Source organism: Membranihabitans maritimus (assembly GCF_021729145.1).
GTDB classification, from domain to species: Bacteria; Bacteroidota; Bacteroidia; order Chitinophagales; family Saprospiraceae; genus Membranihabitans; species Membranihabitans maritimus.
Window position 1 is genome coordinate 1 of record NZ_JAJSLW010000004.1, and the last position, 16,439, is coordinate 16,439.

Consider the following 16,439-nt stretch of genomic DNA (forward strand, 5'->3'; position numbering starts at 1 on the left):
CCTACCCTCATCAATTGTGCAGCCACAATGCTGCTTATCAACTATTCATAATCTGCATCGTTTCGTGACACTCAATAACCTGGGTTTTGCGAAAGGCTAGAATTAATGTTTATTTCTCTTTGAGGAATAGGTAGAAGTAACTCATGGTTTTCAACCGAAAAACCCAAATTATTCTTTTCAAAGTAATCGTTCATGACTTTTTCTAATTGGTTAGTTCGTTTTAAATCAAACCATCGATGTCCTTCTAAAAAAAACTCCACTCTCCTTTCCTTTAAAATCATTTCTGAAAGATTGATATTATTTGCATCATTAAATCCCTCTAACCCTGCTCTCTTTCTAACTTGATTAAGGTATTCCATCGATTCATCAATTCTTCCTAATTTATCCAATACCTCCGCATACATTAAAATAACATCAGCGTATCGCAATGATGTAAAGTTAATACCACCATCTCCGATTATTCCAGATGAAAAGTCTACAAATTTCACCCCATATAAACTTTTCTCGTAAGTACCATCAATTAATAGGACAGAATCATTAATTGACTTCCTCCTCCTATCACCGGTTTCGTAAATTTCAAACATATCTTCAGTAGGGACAATTGCACCGCCCCCTACCATGTTTCCAGGGAATATTGCCATATTAAATATAGCAGGTGTGAAAGTGGTTGAAAAATTATTGCCTTCTCCTAAATTTCCCGAGAGATATGGTATTTCAAAAATAGACTCTTCATTATTTTCATTTCCATTTGTGAAATTTGAAAAGTAATCTTCCTGCAATGAATACGTTCCTGATAAAATAACTTCATTAAGAAGTTTTTCCGACTCAGAATACTCTTCAATCGTCAAATAGACTTTCGCCAATAACGTACAAGCAGCATTTTTTGAAGCTCTTACCTTATTATTTCCATTAAGAAGTAATTCTTTAGCCTTAACTAAATCATCGGTTATTAGTTGATAAACTTCATCAATAGGTTTTCGATTCATATTAAATTCAAAAATTTCATCTGGGCTCCTAAACGATCGTCCAACAATAGGTAAATCTCCAAAAAATTGAACGAGTAAAAAATAGTTATACGCCCTCAAAAAAAGTGCCTCCCCCTTGAATTTATTTTTGTCATTTTCTGAAATATTTGAATCGCTAACTCTCGATAGAATATTATTACATCTCGATATAGTAGTAAAACAGTTTGTCCAAATTCCTTCAATAATTTCATTTGAAAAAGTAAAACTATATTCGTCGCATTCTCTTTGTGAAATTGATGGCCCTGTCCATTGAATCATCGCATTATCTGTAGTTAGTTCAGATAAGTGGAGAATTCCTCCATTATGCAACGATTGCAATCCTGAATAACAGCCTATAATTGCAGCTTCAAAATCTCCTGAATTTTCATAAAAAATTCCCTCATTTATTTCAGATTCGGGATTTATCTCCAAAAAATCGTTACATGACAAGAGAAAAAAACTTAAAAAAGTACTGAGTAATAATCTCATAATAATTTATTATTTATAATGAAAGATTCATACCAAAAGTTATCGTTCTCGACAACGGGTAGGACAAATAATCTAATCCTGTACTTACTACATTATTTCCCGCTGTACTTGATTCAGGATTGAACCCGGGGTAATCACTAAAAGTAAATGGATTTGATAAATTCAGAAAAAGTGAAAGACCGTTAACATTCCAATTATGTGTTATGTGGTCCTCTAATTTATATGAAAAATTTATATTCTTTATCCGTACAAAGGAAGCATCAAATAGGAAATGTGTCGAATTGCCTCCTGTAGCTCCGAAAGCATAGTTATTTCTAATAGCTCTTGGTATTACCCCCTCTCCAGGCTCTGAAACTGACTTCCATCGATTATCTGAAATCTTTAATTGATTTTGAACACCTGCTGAATTCATAATCAGAGATCCAGCTTGGAAATATGAATGACCTCCATGCGAACCAAATATCGAAATTGAAAGTCCAAAATTATGATAATTGAACTTACTTTCTAATCCCCATGTATAGTCCGGCCAAGGACTTCCAACATATGTTCTGTCTCCTTGATCAATTTTCCCATCATTATTCACATCTTCAAATTTAAGATCACCCGGTTGTGTCAACGGATGTTGGACAGCAGATTCTTGAATTTCTGATTCATCCTGAAAAATGCCAAGTTTTTTTAATAAATAAAAGCTGGAAATTGGGTAACCAACCTCTGTTATTTGAAAGCTTGAGTTTGAAATTCTACTATTACTGGTAGATAATTTTAACACCTTATTTTTATTAGCACTAAAAGTAAGTGTATTGTTCCATTGGAAGTTTGTCTTATCAATGACTAAAAGATCTAACCCCAATTCTAATCCTTTATTTTCAATGTCTCCTATATTTTGTATTGCATTTTGAAAGCCTGATGCTGAAGGTAATTGAACGGCCAGTAACAGATTCGTTTTATAGTCTCTATATAAATCCAGAATCATTGAAATTCGATTCTTCAAAATACCAAATTCTAACCCTAAATTCATTTGTCGAGAAACCTCCCAAGTTAAGTTATCATTACTAAGACTGCTTGGAACTAAACCAGAATTGATACTACCATTGGAAACATAATTTACATTTGTTAACCTTCCTATATGCTCATAATTTCCTATTTGGTTATTTCCCGACACACCATAACTTAGTCTTAGTTTTAGCTTTGATATGATATCAATTTCTTCAAAAAAAGATTCTTCAGAAATATTGTAACCTATCGAAAATGAGGGGAATGTTCCCCACTTGTTGTTAGCTCCAAATCTAGAACTACCATCTCTTCTCAATGTAGCAGTAAATAAATATTTACTATCATATGAATAGTTTAACCTAGAAATAAATGACAATAGACTCCATTCGCTAATAGTATAGCTTCCAGAATTAACAATTCCAGCAGATATATAAGGGACATACTCAGTCGCAAATTCTCCAGCTCCAGCTGACAACACATCGTATTTATTTTTTTGGATACTAAAGCCCACAATTGCATCTATAAAATGTCTCTCATCATATACTTTATTATAGGTTAAAGTGTTTTCATTTAACCAATTCACACTTTCACTTTTAGTAGTACCAGCATTTGCGGGATAATCTAATGTAGTTCCTCTTGGAACAGCAGATGATCTCCAAAGCTTTATAGTTTTAGCTCTAGAGTTAATGCCAATACTGCTTTTAAATTGTAGATTTTCGGATAACTGAATTTTCAAATTATTATTGGTAATGATATCAAAGTTCTTTCTTCGATCAGAAAATCCATCTATGACAGCTAAAGGATTTGCTAACCACCCTAATCCATCAGAGACATCACTCACATTGAAGTAGTAATTTCCCTCATCATCATAAATAGGAATTGTTGGGCTAGCAGCTAGTGCCATAGCAACAACGCCTCCAAATGCATAGTGTCCCTCCGCATTTGCAAATCTTCCACTACCTATTGAGCCAAGTGTAGAAGAGCCTAAACTTAACCAATCACTTAATTTAGTATCTAAATTAATTCGAAGATTATATCGATTATAATTGGAAGATTTAATAATACCATCTTGCGAAAATAAACCTGTAGATATAAAATATTTTGTTTTTTCAGTACCTCCTCTAGCAGATACTTGCAATTCTTTTACTGGTGCCCTCCGAAAAATCACATCTTGCCAATCTGTATTAATATCAATTGATTCTGGATTTCTAAACTCTGGTCTCACCTTAGTAGCTCCAGACCGTACTTCATTCGGATCATTTTTTGAGCCACCAGCAAACTCCCAAGCATTGTCTCGACCATCTGCCACAAATTCAGCATATTCTTGTGCATTCATCATCTCCATTTTACTACTTACTTCTTGGACTCCATATGAAGCATTCACAGTAATGCTTGATTCATTATACCTTCCTCTTTTTGTAGTAATTAAAACCACACCGTTTGCACCTCTAGAACCATATATTGCTGTGGCAGAAGCATCTTTTAAAATCTCTATTGATTCAATATCAGCTGGATTCAATAGAGATAGCGGGTTAATTCTACTACTAGAATTACTAGCTATACCGGAAGATGAAAAGTTGCTTGAACCATAGGAACTCAAATCCGAACTTTCATTCTCATAACTAACAGGAAATCCATCAACAACATATAATGGTTGATTTCCACCCGTAATTGAACTAATACCTCGAATAATTATATTTACATTTCCACCACCAGGAGAACCTGAAGTTTGATTTATCTGGACACCAGGTACTTTGCCTTGAATCATTTGATCAAAGCTAGCTGTTGAAGGTTCATTTAATTCACTTGCACCAATACTACTCACCGCCCCTGTCAAATCACTTCTCTTCTGAGTTCCATACCCCACTACCACCACTTCATCCAATGTCTGCGAATCTTCCAGTAATGTAATTGTTAAATCCGTATCATCAGATATTTCAACTTCCTGTGTTTGATATCCAATATAAGAAAACACCAGAATATTTCCTTCCTCCAAATCTTCAACGGTAAAATTACCGTCAAAATCCGTAGCGGTTCCTTTGTTTGTTCCTTTTACCTGTACATTCACACCGATTAAAGGCTCGCCTTCAGAGTCCATTACTGTGCCCGAAGCATCTAAAAGTGGTACTTCTACTTTTATCGAAGGAGTTTCATCCATTGTCAATTTTATTGATTCTTCATTTATTTTGCTCAATATTATACTATTTTCATCCGAAAAAGTATAGTCAAACCCTCGATCCTGAAGACTCAGATTCAACAATTGATCAACGGGCACTTTCCCTTTTTTCAGTTCCACTTTAGGTAATCCTTCAAATAAATCTGCGCGATATATAAAAGTATTATCCGTCTGCTTTTTGATCATGTCAAAGATCTCCTCGATTGATAGGGAAGTATCAGAATTGACAGTGATCATTGAATTTTGAGAAATTCCCACAATGGGTAATAAAGCTAAAGCTAATAATTCCGGCAAAAGCCATTTTCTCGAACTCCAAACCTCCATTTTCCGGTGTATTATCCGGAAGAGTAAATAAGTAAACCTATTTTCCATATCTTCGTATTTATTAATTTGATTAATACTCAATTTTCAGGGTAATACTTTGCATGGTTAGAGATCAAAGTGTTACCTTTTTTCCTATTTTCTACACTTTTGCAACTTATACTTCTTCCACCTCCAACCCTCACCATCGGGGGACATCAACCTGTCTTCGATAAAAACTTTATCTATCAACATCTAATACATTTTTGATCTTTCAGTTCTTACTTGCTGCTCGTAAATTTCCCCCGCTGGCGGAGGTACCCAAAGGGCGGGGGTAGATCTTTTTGCAAACAAAAGTATTCTTTTTACCCCGATCTACTTCAAGACCACAGTCTTACCATTTATCTCATAATCGATACCATTCGAACCGGATATAATCGACAATATATTATCTATTTGCTGCCTTTTATTAAACACTCCGGTAAACCGTACTTTCTCTATTTCCTTATTCTCAAATTCTATTTCCACATCATACCACCGAGACAACACTTTCATAATCTCTCCCAACGTCTCTTTTTCAAACCCGAAATCCCCTTTTCTCCAGGCAATTTCATTATACACATCAATGGATTGTACGTTAATGCCTGAATTCCCTTTGCGAATAATCGCCTGATCGTTGGGTTTCAGAAGCTGTTTTTGTCCCTCATATCGCAGTTCGATACTCCCCTCTACCAGGGTGCTGTAAATCTCTTCTTCATCTGCATACGCTTTCACATTGAATTGTGTACCCAATACAGTGATCTCCTGGTCTTTTGAAATCACTTCAAATGAAGCTCCTTTGTGATTTTCGGCGTGGGTTACATCAAAATAAGCTTCCCCATACAGCAACTCCACTTTCCGGGTATTTCCTTTTACAAATGTCACAGGGTACCGGATCCTCGAATCCGAATTCAACCAAACCTTCGTTCCATCTGATAACTGGAGAAAAAATTCCCCACCCCTCGGAATCGTCAATGTGTTGTATTTCACTTCCCCTTCTGCATTTATTCCTCCTCCAATACCCTTGAGATAGACCAATTCTTCCCCATTACTGCTCAGGTTTTCACGGTTAAGTGCATTACCCTTTTCCAACGTAACGTCAGAACCGTCTTCTAAGGTCAAAATCGCCTTATTACTTCCGATCTCGATATTGGATTCAATACCCAGTTCGGAATCGGCCATATTTCCGGATTCCTCATCATTCGAATAATTGTTCAGGAAAACAAACAAAGCTATTAACAATAATGCAGACGCTGCCACACCAAACTTCCAATACTTCTTGCGACTTTTTCCTCTTCTTACACCCCGTTGTTTTACTGTAGACAGCATGGTCAATCCTAGTCTTTTCTCTATCCTGATCCAGGCTGATTCTTTGTCAATACTCCCTGGATCACGACGGTAGTTCTCTTTGACTTTTTTGAAATACACCCTGTGTCGCTGTGATTCATCATACCACTTGTCGAATAAGATCGATTCCTCCTTAGACAAGGTTCCCTTAATTTTTTTTATAATTAATGCAAACTCCACAGAGATATATTCTTTATTACTATGACAACTCAAAATGTAAAAAGGGTGACAATGGATGGAATTTTTTTTTAAAAATCGATAATTTGTCCGTCTCTTAACAAAACATACGTGGCGGATCCTTTTTTGCGATCTCTTCCCTAACCCACGAAACTCTGTCGTGTAATCCATGGCACAGTCCGGGTGGTCGTGCAGTCACCTAATAAAGTAAAAAACAAGTTAGCACCAACTTGGAAAAACACTACCAGAGAATAGTAGCTTGATACAGTAAAGTTTAAAGGTTTGGAAAACCTGTCTCAGCCGGTAGGTAGACTTCAATAAAACACCAAGATAATCAAGTATTGAATTGATTTCGAGTAAATAAATATTTCCAAAGTTTGTCAAGCCTTATCTCTAATGAATTTTGAAACAAAGTAGTAGATGAAACCCGGGATATAGAAGTACCTCTGAGGTTAACTTCTAAAATCTAACAGCAATTACTGACAAAGAATGAATGAGTCCATTTTCTTAGTGGTTATTTTAACTGCTTGTGACTTTCTGAAGTAATTTTAATTTCAAAAACAATCTAAAAATCCCAAAACCAACACCGTGATCAACGATTCATTGATCTTAGCTTTGGCACGCTTTAGCTGGGTCTTGACTGTATTCACCGAAATGGCCAACTCCTCTGCAATCTCTTTATATTGGTAGTTTTTGAGGTATTTGAGCCGGAAGATTACCTGCATTTTATCAGGTAAAGTATCGACGATCTGTAGCACGGCGTTGTACATCTCCTCTTCCCTACTGACAAAAATTTGGTCTATTCCATATTCAATTTCTACAACCAAATCCGGATCTAACATACCACCTTCATCGGTAAGTTTTAGGGATTTTAGAAAATTAAGGCATCTATTTCTTACCATGCGGTAAACATAACTTTTTAGCGAAGTAGTAACACGGATTCTATCGGCATTTTCCCAAATGTATATGAATACCTCCTGCACTGTATCTTCACTGTAAGCTTTGTCATATAGATACTGATAGGCATATCGAACCAACTCTTCATAGAATTCGTCATAAAACGCTTTAAAGATTCTATGATCCTTTTTCCGTATACCCTTGATTATGATATTAGTTTCCAAATCCTGTCTTCTTAACCGGGAATGTAAAATTGTAAATTATTTACAATAAAACCAAATATTTAATCTTATTGACAAGCTTTCAACACACTTTACAAGCAGTACACAGACAACAATAGCATATTGTTTTAAAAAATAGCGCAAAAAAAAACTCCTGCCCCAATAGAGAAACGGGAGCAGGAGTTAACAACTTCTAATTTTTTCCTTCTATTTTACCACGGTTTTCCCGTTCCTTGCAACAACCACATTCGGGAATAGTGATGGTCTTTGCTCTGACCTACAGGCACAAAGCCCGTTGCTTCTAATTTCTCAATGGCCGATTCGTAATTAACCAGGTAATTGGGATCTAAGTTAGGGGTCGGGTATATGTAACGGATGGGTATTGCATCTCCAAATTGTGTGATTTCACCTGTTTCCAATTCAGGGAAGCCAGTCCTTCGCCAATCAAACCAGGATTCGGGTTGCAACCATCCGGCAATCCATTTTTGTTCCATTACTCTTTCCAATTTATCTTCTGCCAATGACAGGTCAACATTTTCACTAGCATAATAATTATCGAAATTGAAACCAATTGCATCGCGGAATACCTTCCAGTCTTCCATGGATGCTTCTATACCCTCCCGATAATATGTTTCTGCATCGCCGGAGATTCCCATATCACCTTTAAGCACAGCTTCTGCCAATAAAAAGTTCACTTCACTGTAGGTGATCAACTTAACATCCACCAATTCCTCTTTATTTAAGCGATAGCGATCGTGCAAAAATGAAATATGCGGATTTTTCTCCGGATCAAAGAATTCTTCGTCTTCACCAATATTATAGTTAATAGCCTCGATAGAAGGTAATCCTATCGGCAAACCAACGTAAATAGAAGTATCTAAACCTTCTCCATCCGGTGGCATTAATGTTACTGTATATTGTTCACCATAAATATTTGTGACCACCGTGTCCCTGATTGTATTCACGTTGGAATCCCACTTTTTGAGTGCCGGGGAAACCCATCTTTCCAACCTAGGATCATTTATATTCCTGAGAGTTTCAATTAAAGTCAGGGATGCTTTTACAGAAAAATTAGGATTTGCAGAACGCAAAGATCCGCCCGGTGCAGAATTGTCTTCCGTAGTCCCTACATATTCCATTACTGCATTGTCATCATTACTTTCAAAAGTATGGGCACTGGCAGATTGAAATTCAGAGGCTAGATCAATTTCCGAAACTTCCGACTTTTTATTATACAATCTCATCGCATATCTCATCCGCAATGAATTAGCAAATTTTCTCCATTGGTCAACGTTACCTCCATAGTAAATATCCGATGAAGCATTTATAGGATAATCCGCCGTTTGAGAATCTGACAAAATCTGATCAGCTTCCCTGAGGTCATTTAAAATGCCAATATATACAGATTTCTGATCGTCATACGATGGGAAAAAAACATCATTTGATGCCTCCAGGCTCTGAGAATATGGAATATCTCCATAGAGATCGGTTAACAAACCAAATACCAGTGACTTCATCACCAGGGCCACCCCCTGAAATGAAGGATTGTTTTCCTCAACTGCATTATCATAAATAATCTGGTTATTTCTCAAAACATTATAATAACCGGACCAGGATTCATTATCCCAACCGTAAAAATTGGGACCGGTACTATTGAATTCAGTCCCTCGCTGCGTATATTGCATCGCTCCACTAATATTGTAGTCATACCTTCCCTGACTTTCGTATAACTTGGCAGTTTCTGACAGTACATATGTCAGGATAAAATTAGAAGATACTTCTTCAGGGTTATTCGGACTGGTGTTGATTTCTTCAAAATCCTCACAAGCACTTGTCAAAAGTAAAATCGGGATTAATATATAATATAATAACTTCATGATTTTCAGATTAAAATTCAATATTTAATTTCGCTCCAATCGAACGGGTCCAGGGAACGATATTGTAGTATTCGTATCCTTGTACCCACTGACTTCCATTGACTTTATAAGCCCGCTCCGGATCAATATCAATCCCGGCAGCTACCCATTGCAATACATTATTACCTACCAGGGATATTGACAAATTCTGTAGTTTAATCTTCTCAATTAATGAACGGTCAAACTTGTATGATAATGATATCTCCCTAAGCTTGACATAGGTAGCATCGTAAATATTCCTGGAAGGAAATTCCCGCACTGCATACCTATGGGCTTCGTACGGATTCAACCATTTAGTACCTTCACCCCCGAAATTCTCAACATATACAATATTCCCATTGGCATCCGTCTCTTGTCGAACACCCGGATTGAAACTGGCATCATGACCACCGGGATTGTTTTCAGGCCACTCGAATCCACCGTATTCCGCATTTCTTCCCCCGACCCAATTTCCAAAGAAATAATCCGGATTTTCCAAAATTTGTTCTTCTATACTTCGATTTTGATCATAGGACACACCAGAAAGGGATGCTTCGGTTTGCCCGTTATTGGCCATAAACATCAATGATTCAGAATAAAATTCTCCGCCTTGTCGCCACTCTATATTAGCGTAAAGTGAGAAATTCTTAAAAGAAATTGAAGGCTGAACTCCCAATATAAAGTCGTGGTTATAATTTCCTATTTTCACTAAATTATTGACATCATTATCTCTTTGGTATCTCCCGGAACCTGTCAATAATGGATAGCCAAAATATTCTGAATTGGGATCTTTGACTGTAAGCATTGGGCGCTCATAAATATCCCCCAGTGTTCCACCAACATAAGTACGGAATTCTGTTCCCTGGACAGAACCAAAATTAAAATATTCTATCCCTTCCGCCAGCTCCTTGATTTTTGTTCGGTTCCTCGTCAAAGTAAAATTCATATCCCATTTGAAATCTTCAGTTTGAACTGGCGTAGTCTTCAGAGCTAATTCAAACCCCGTACTTTCAATTAAACCCGCGTTGATCAATTTACTGGTAGCACCGGATTCAACCGGCAAACTAATATTAAGAACCTGGTTTTCATTTTGCACTTGATACACCGTAGCTTCTATCCCCAACCTGCTGTTAAACATTCTCAAGTCAAATCCAACTTCATTTGATGTGGAGATTTCCGGTTTAAGATTAGCATTTCTCAGTGTCCCTCCCATAAACATCCTTTTGGTTTCACCCCAATCTGTCGCTACTGAAAAATACTGTGCCAGGCTGTAAGGGCTCACGTCATTACCTACCTGAGCTATACCTCCTCTCAATTTCAACATGGTTATCCAGTTGGGCATTGCAACCATCTCTGAAAGCAGGACACTTAATGAAGCCGACGGGTAGAAGAAAGAATTATTATCTACAGGCAAAGTACTGGACCAATCATTCCTGGCCGTAAGTTCCAGATAAACAACATCCCTGAAACCCAAAGAAGCACTTCCATAAACACCATATATATATTTTCTGTAAATTCTGCTATCGTATTGAACGGTACCCGGGACCCCATTGGAAATCGAATATAACTGAGGCACCACCAATTCATTTGCATTGTTTTCTATGTCCCTGCTATATTGCTCCAGGCGATTAAATCCTGTAAATGCATTAAAACTAAAGTCATCATTAAATCGCTTGTCATAGGATAAGATAAAATCCATGTTATCTTCCTTGCGATACATATTGACAATATTATACCCACCATTGAAATAGTCATACGTACTAAATGCTTTCTTGGCCTCATTCTCCTGGGTATATCCGTCCCTTGTATATCGGGCCATAATGCTTAATTCGTCCGTAAGACTATAGTCTACCTGAAATTTTGCCACATTTCGATCCCTTTTAAATCCGATCGTGTTTTCGTACGCCAAAAACCAGGGATTATTTTGTTTGAATTTATATTTCAATTGCTGGAGACCTTCTTGTCCAGGTTCCCAATAATCTCTAAGATCCATGACATTTATATTTGAACCCCACTCGTATAGACTACGAACCGGAGAGTTCCTTCCTCCATCAATATTGGGTCTGCTATCAGATCCCGAACCGGTAATATTCACATTTGCCGTGATCGACAATTTATCGTTCACTCTATATTGTGAATTTAAATTGAATGTTGTCCTTCGAAAATCAGTATTAGGAACCACACCTGTATTATTAGCATTCCCTAATGAAAGCCGGAAATTCCCTTTGTCATAGTTTCCATTGATAGCTACATTGTTGGTAAAGGATGATCCGGTTTGGAAAAAATCTTCAAATCGGTTGGGGTATGAAACCAATGGCACAGCTTGTCCATCACTATTCCATTGTACCCAATTCTCTCCCGCATCCAAAGCCGGGCCCCAGTTTTCATTTTGACTCTCTTCCAAGACATGGGTTCCGGTCTTACCAGATGCAAATTTATTCTGCACATCCACATAATTGAAAGGCTGGTCAAAAATGTATGAAGTGTTATAGGAAACTCCAAGTCCTTTCTCCCGGTTAGCCCCGGATTTAGTAGTAATCAAGACTACCCCATTTCCTGCGCGGGATCCATATAAAGCGGCTGCACTTGCACCTTTTAGTATTGAAATGTCAGCGATATCACTTTGATTAATATCTGATATGGGATTCCCCATATCCGCACCATTGTAGATATTATTCAAGGAATTATCTACCGGAACACCGTCGATTACGAAAAGCGGTTGATTGTCATTATTCAATGAAGTAGCTCCGCGAATGACTACATTCATGGAAGACCCCATCATACCATCCATTTGGGAAATTTGGACACCAGACACTTTACCGGATAAAACACTTAAAAAATTGCCTTGTGTAGTCTCATTTACCTGACTTCCATCCACACTCCCTACAGAATATCCAAGAGATCTTTCCTCTCTTTTTATACCTAAAGCAGTAACTACCACTTCATCCAGGGTTTTGGAATCTCTAATTAAAACTACATTACCGACACCCTTTTCTTCCAGCGAAATTTCCTGTGTCTGGTATCCTATATATGAAAAAACAATTATCGCATCTTCTTCTACCTGCTCCAAAGTAAACTCGCCATCAAAATCCGTTGAAGTACCCTTTCCAGTACCCTTGACCAGTACATTCACCCCAATGAGCTTCTCTCCTTCTTCATCTGTAACTACGCCTGAAATATTAATTAACTCTTCTTCAGTCACTTCAGAAGCAAAATCATGATCAATTCCTCCTATCACTTGCTTCTGATCTTTTTCAACCACCGGAATTACTACATAATTTTGGGCATCAATTTTCTTAAACCCCAGCTGAATTGGTGATAACACCTGATTTAAAGCATGTTCTATATTGTTATAGCTATCAATCTCACCGGAAAGCAATTTATCATATAGCAATTCCGACTGAACTAATATATGTACTCCAAATTGCTTTTCAAGTTTCTGCAAAATTGTAGCCAAAGGAACCTTTGTTTCCTTTTGTTGACTCCAGGATGGCTCAGTATTGACATAAGCTATCCCTTCCTGACTGTATAGACTCGCAATAGAAATTGCCAGCCAAGTCAGTATTCCTAAAAAATACCTACTCTTCATTATTGATTTATATTTATTAATTAAAATACCATATATTCTCAGATTTTCTTTCCGGTTGAAGCCCTAATGCAACCGCGATCATTTTGACAGCAGTTTCACTATTATTTAAGTCCACAGTTCCAGTTAATTCCCTGTCAGAATATTCCTCCGGGATATGCAGTTTTATCGAATAATTATGGTCAAACCATCGCACCAATTCCCGGACTGAACGATTGACCAAAGAAAGCTTTTTAGAGGTCCAGGAATTATAGCCAACTGCATCTATTTCTTCTACTGCAAAGGAATGATCCAATTTATTAAACACTACCTTTTCCCCGGGACGCATGATATAAGAATCATCTTCACTTGTTTTTCCGCGCAACATAACCTTCCCTTCTTCCAGGACGACAGTGGTCCAAATGCTATCATTACTTACACTAAAAACAGTACCCAAAACCTCAACTGCCAGATCTGGAGTTTCAATCACAAATTTCTTTAATCCGGATTGCCCTTTTACTTTTTTAACTGTAAAATGTGCTTCACCGTCCAGGCTAAGATTCCTTCGATCTGCGTTTGACGAAAATTGCATTTTTGTATTGCCATTCATCACCACCATGGACGAATCAGGTAAAGCGATACTTTTTATTTGTCCGGGTGCTGTACTTTCGGCCAGTTGTACATTTTCAGCATCTGAAGATGTAAAATCATTCAAGAAATACAACCCCACGAACAAAAGGATTGCAGCAGCTGCAGCATATTTAAACCATCCTCTTGAAATACTTCTTATCTTTCGCTCTTTTCCTTGGTTTCTTTTTTCTTTCAATGCATCAAAATGCTTATCAATTTCAGCATTATCAACCTGATGTAAATTTACCGGTAACCCCAGGATAATAGCCCTGGCATCTTCCAATATTTCAATGTTCTCGGGATGGTTTTTTTTCCAGTGATCCCAATACTCAGCATTTTTATCTTTTTCAACCCAGTCCCTAAATTTCGGATCATTTAAAAGACTGTCTAATAATGTATTTTTATCCATATTGTAATCTATACACTTATATAAGTAATATCAATAGTCAGATATACTCACTTTTGAAAAATAAATTAAAATAAATTTTGAATTTTGACTTACAGAAGAAATTTACCGTTGAAAGCTATACACTTATAAGGATTCGACACCTTTGGGAAATTCATTTCTAATCTTTCGAAAACTTCGCTGAAGATTATTTAAAATGGATTGATAATTAACATCCAGTATTTCAGCAACCTCGGAATACGATTTACCTTCAAAGTAATGGAGCCAGATTATTTCTCTCTGTCTATCCGTCAAAGAATTCAAAAGCTTAACTAACTTGGTATTCTGCTCAAAGGAATTCTCTTTTTGGATTAAAATATCCTCATATGAGTATTGTACAGAATCAGTTTGAAGCTTGTTTTCCGTGCCATAATATTTTTTTTCAACCTTGATAAGTTCCCTTCGAAATGACTTAACGACATACGCGTTAGGTGCCGGGTGCATTTCAAGATTCAAACCCTTTTCATAAAACCTAAGAAATAAACCTTGTATTACATCCAATACTAGCGCCCTGTCTCCCACAAGCTTCAATCCATACCGAAGCATAATTGGGTAATTTTTATAATATAACTGTTTTAATAAATCCTCTTTACGGCTATCTTGCATACCGTGGTTGGTTCAGTCAAAGATTTTAATATACACATTAATTCCAATGCAATAAATGTAAACAAGTTAACAAATATTCAATAATAATATTTGGCCGATTACCGATACTATCTCTACTTAAACAGGAATTTTAATTCAAATCATGGGGCTGGACCTTTTACAAAGTTGTACAGATATCCCCCAGGGGTCTTTCAACATTACCAGATGGGAACCATCACTCAATATATCATCACTTACCTCTTTCGCCCCTGCTTCCAGCAAACGAATTTTATCTTTACCGGGATCCTCAGATACAAATGCCAGGTGGACAACCAAAGGATGTTGATCCGTGTAATTTGGAACCGGGGCCTTATCATTCCTATAAATCTCCAACATAACTTTCCCGCTATTGTCTGCTAAAAAAGTCATAAATGGAGCGTCATGCATCTGCTTTACGATATTCATTCCAAGATTCCTGACATACCAATCCGCCATTGCCTGTGGCTCCGGTACATTTATTGCAAAATGTTCAATTTTCATTATCTGATAGCACTTAGTATTGAAAAATTAATTCCGCTTCAAGGTAAAATATTCGAAACGAAACAAAGGATAATTTTTTGTAAATTATTGTCCCCTATTTTTCTTCCAGGTAAATATTCTTACATAATCGATTTTATATTCAACAGGAAAAATGGAGTCGTCAATTTCAGTGTTCCACTGCTCAGGATTAACCAATGCCAGATTTAATAGCAAATATTGTGGTTTGGTAAAAGGCCATTCACCCATTCCTTCGTTCAACCGTAGACATGAATAATACATGGTTTCATCCAGGTAAAAATCCATGCGGTCGGGATACCACTCCACCGCAAAAACATGAAATTCTTCCCAGGGAACTTCTACCTCTATTTTACCTCCTCTTCCCGTTCCTTTGGCATGATTGTAATCACCTGTATGGACATTTGCATGAATGGATGCAGGATTGTGTCCCCAGTATTCCATAATATCAATTTCACCACAATCCGGCCACCCTACCTCCCCTATGTTATTTCCTAAGGTCCAAATCGCCGGCCAGACACCTTTTCCCTTTGGCAATTTTGCTCGCACTTCAATGCGTCCCTCCGTAAACTCAAATTTGTCCCTCGTATTGATGCTCGCTGAGGTATATTCAGCGTCCTGAAACGCTTCTTTAATCGCCGTAATAACTAGATGTCCATCCTCTACGCGTGCATTTTTCAATCTCCTTTCAGTATAATACTGCGGCTCATTATTGCGTATAAACCCCACTTCATAGTTCCACTTTTCCTTGTCTGGAAATCCGGAGTAGTCAAATTCATCCCACCAAACCAACTCCATTTTTTTACTGCCTCTTTTGTTTGAATCATTCAGGAAAAAATGCTCTTTTAACAAGAAAAGTAAAGTTGGAAAAAGAATCAGCATTACACTCTTGATCATACATCAGTAGTTTGAATCCTTCAAGATAATAATTTTGTAAAAAAGAAACCAATTGTAAATATCACGTGTTATCGCCATATATTTCACACGTGCATCAAATATTACAAACTATTAATAGCGGTATTATATTATCAAAACGATGAATGCGAAATTGACACTAACAGTGGAAAAAAAAGTTATAGAAAAAGCAAAAAATATTTAGATGAATAAAATATTAATTGATA

10 protein-coding genes are annotated in these 16,439 nt (G+C 37.0%); all 10 read right to left on the minus strand.

Annotated elements, in window-relative coordinates:
- Window positions 1–71: 71 nt before the first annotated feature.
- Window positions 72–1,436: a RagB/SusD family nutrient uptake outer membrane protein gene (locus LVD47_RS05425; protein WP_236974539.1), complete on the minus strand. Its 1,365-nt coding sequence runs from the start codon at window positions 1,434–1,436 to the stop codon at window positions 72–74.
- Between the two features lie 70 nt (window positions 1,437–1,506).
- A complete protein-coding gene (locus tag LVD47_RS05430; RefSeq protein WP_236974540.1) occupies window positions 1,507–5,034 on the minus strand; it encodes a SusC/RagA family TonB-linked outer membrane protein in 3,528 nt (1,175 codons plus the stop codon).
- Window positions 5,035–5,337: 303 nt separating this feature from the next.
- Complete coding sequence (locus tag LVD47_RS05435) at window positions 5,338–6,489, minus strand: FecR family protein (RefSeq protein WP_236974541.1); 1,152 nt, start codon at window positions 6,487–6,489, stop codon at window positions 5,338–5,340.
- A gap of 590 nt (window positions 6,490–7,079) precedes the next feature.
- Window positions 7,080–7,646 (minus strand): RNA polymerase sigma factor, encoded by a 567-nt coding sequence (locus LVD47_RS05440; RefSeq protein ID WP_236974542.1) that lies wholly within the window; start codon window positions 7,644–7,646, stop codon window positions 7,080–7,082.
- A 209-nt stretch (window positions 7,647–7,855) separates the two neighbouring features.
- A complete protein-coding gene (locus LVD47_RS05445; protein ID WP_236974543.1) occupies window positions 7,856–9,520 on the minus strand; it encodes a SusD/RagB family nutrient-binding outer membrane lipoprotein in 1,665 nt (554 codons plus the stop codon).
- 10 nt (window positions 9,521–9,530) lie between these two features.
- Window positions 9,531–13,127, minus strand: coding sequence for a SusC/RagA family TonB-linked outer membrane protein (locus LVD47_RS05450; protein WP_236974544.1), 3,597 nt, complete (start codon window positions 13,125–13,127; stop codon window positions 9,531–9,533).
- 16 nt (window positions 13,128–13,143) lie between these two features.
- Window positions 13,144–14,142, minus strand: coding sequence for a FecR family protein (locus LVD47_RS05455; protein ID WP_236974545.1), 999 nt, complete (start codon window positions 14,140–14,142; stop codon window positions 13,144–13,146).
- 123 nt (window positions 14,143–14,265) lie between these two features.
- Window positions 14,266–14,784, minus strand: a complete 519-nt coding sequence (locus tag LVD47_RS05460; RefSeq protein ID WP_236974546.1) for an RNA polymerase sigma factor — start codon at window positions 14,782–14,784, stop codon at window positions 14,266–14,268.
- Window positions 14,785–14,919: 135 nt separating this feature from the next.
- On the minus strand, window positions 14,920–15,303 hold the full coding sequence (locus LVD47_RS05465) for a VOC family protein (protein WP_236974547.1): 384 nt from the start codon (window positions 15,301–15,303) through the stop codon (window positions 14,920–14,922).
- Window positions 15,304–15,387: 84 nt separating this feature from the next.
- The gene (locus tag LVD47_RS05470; protein WP_236974548.1) at window positions 15,388–16,215 is read right to left on the minus strand and encodes a glycoside hydrolase family 16 protein; all 828 of its coding nucleotides are present in this window, start codon (window positions 16,213–16,215) and stop codon (window positions 15,388–15,390) included.
- Between the last annotated feature and the right edge of the window lie 224 nt (window positions 16,216–16,439).

What these genes read in the sequence shown, in the direction of transcription:
- LVD47_RS05450 (WP_236974544.1), bottom strand. Translation starts at nt 13,127, where the DNA reads ATGAAGAGTAGGTATTTTTTAGGAATACTGACTTGGCTGGCAATTTCT.
- LVD47_RS05465 (WP_236974547.1), bottom strand. Translation starts at nt 15,303, where the DNA reads ATGAAAATTGAACATTTTGCAATAAATGTACCGGAGCCACAGGCAATG.
- LVD47_RS05430 (WP_236974540.1), bottom strand. Translation starts at nt 5,034, where the DNA reads ATGGAAAATAGGTTTACTTATTTACTCTTCCGGATAATACACCGGAAA.
- LVD47_RS05470 (WP_236974548.1), bottom strand. Translation starts at nt 16,215, where the DNA reads ATGATCAAGAGTGTAATGCTGATTCTTTTTCCAACTTTACTTTTCTTG.
- LVD47_RS05445 (WP_236974543.1), bottom strand. Translation starts at nt 9,520, where the DNA reads ATGAAGTTATTATATTATATATTAATCCCGATTTTACTTTTGACAAGT.
- LVD47_RS05460 (WP_236974546.1), bottom strand. Translation starts at nt 14,784, where the DNA reads ATGCAAGATAGCCGTAAAGAGGATTTATTAAAACAGTTATATTATAAA.
- LVD47_RS05455 (WP_236974545.1), bottom strand. Translation starts at nt 14,142, where the DNA reads ATGGATAAAAATACATTATTAGACAGTCTTTTAAATGATCCGAAATTT.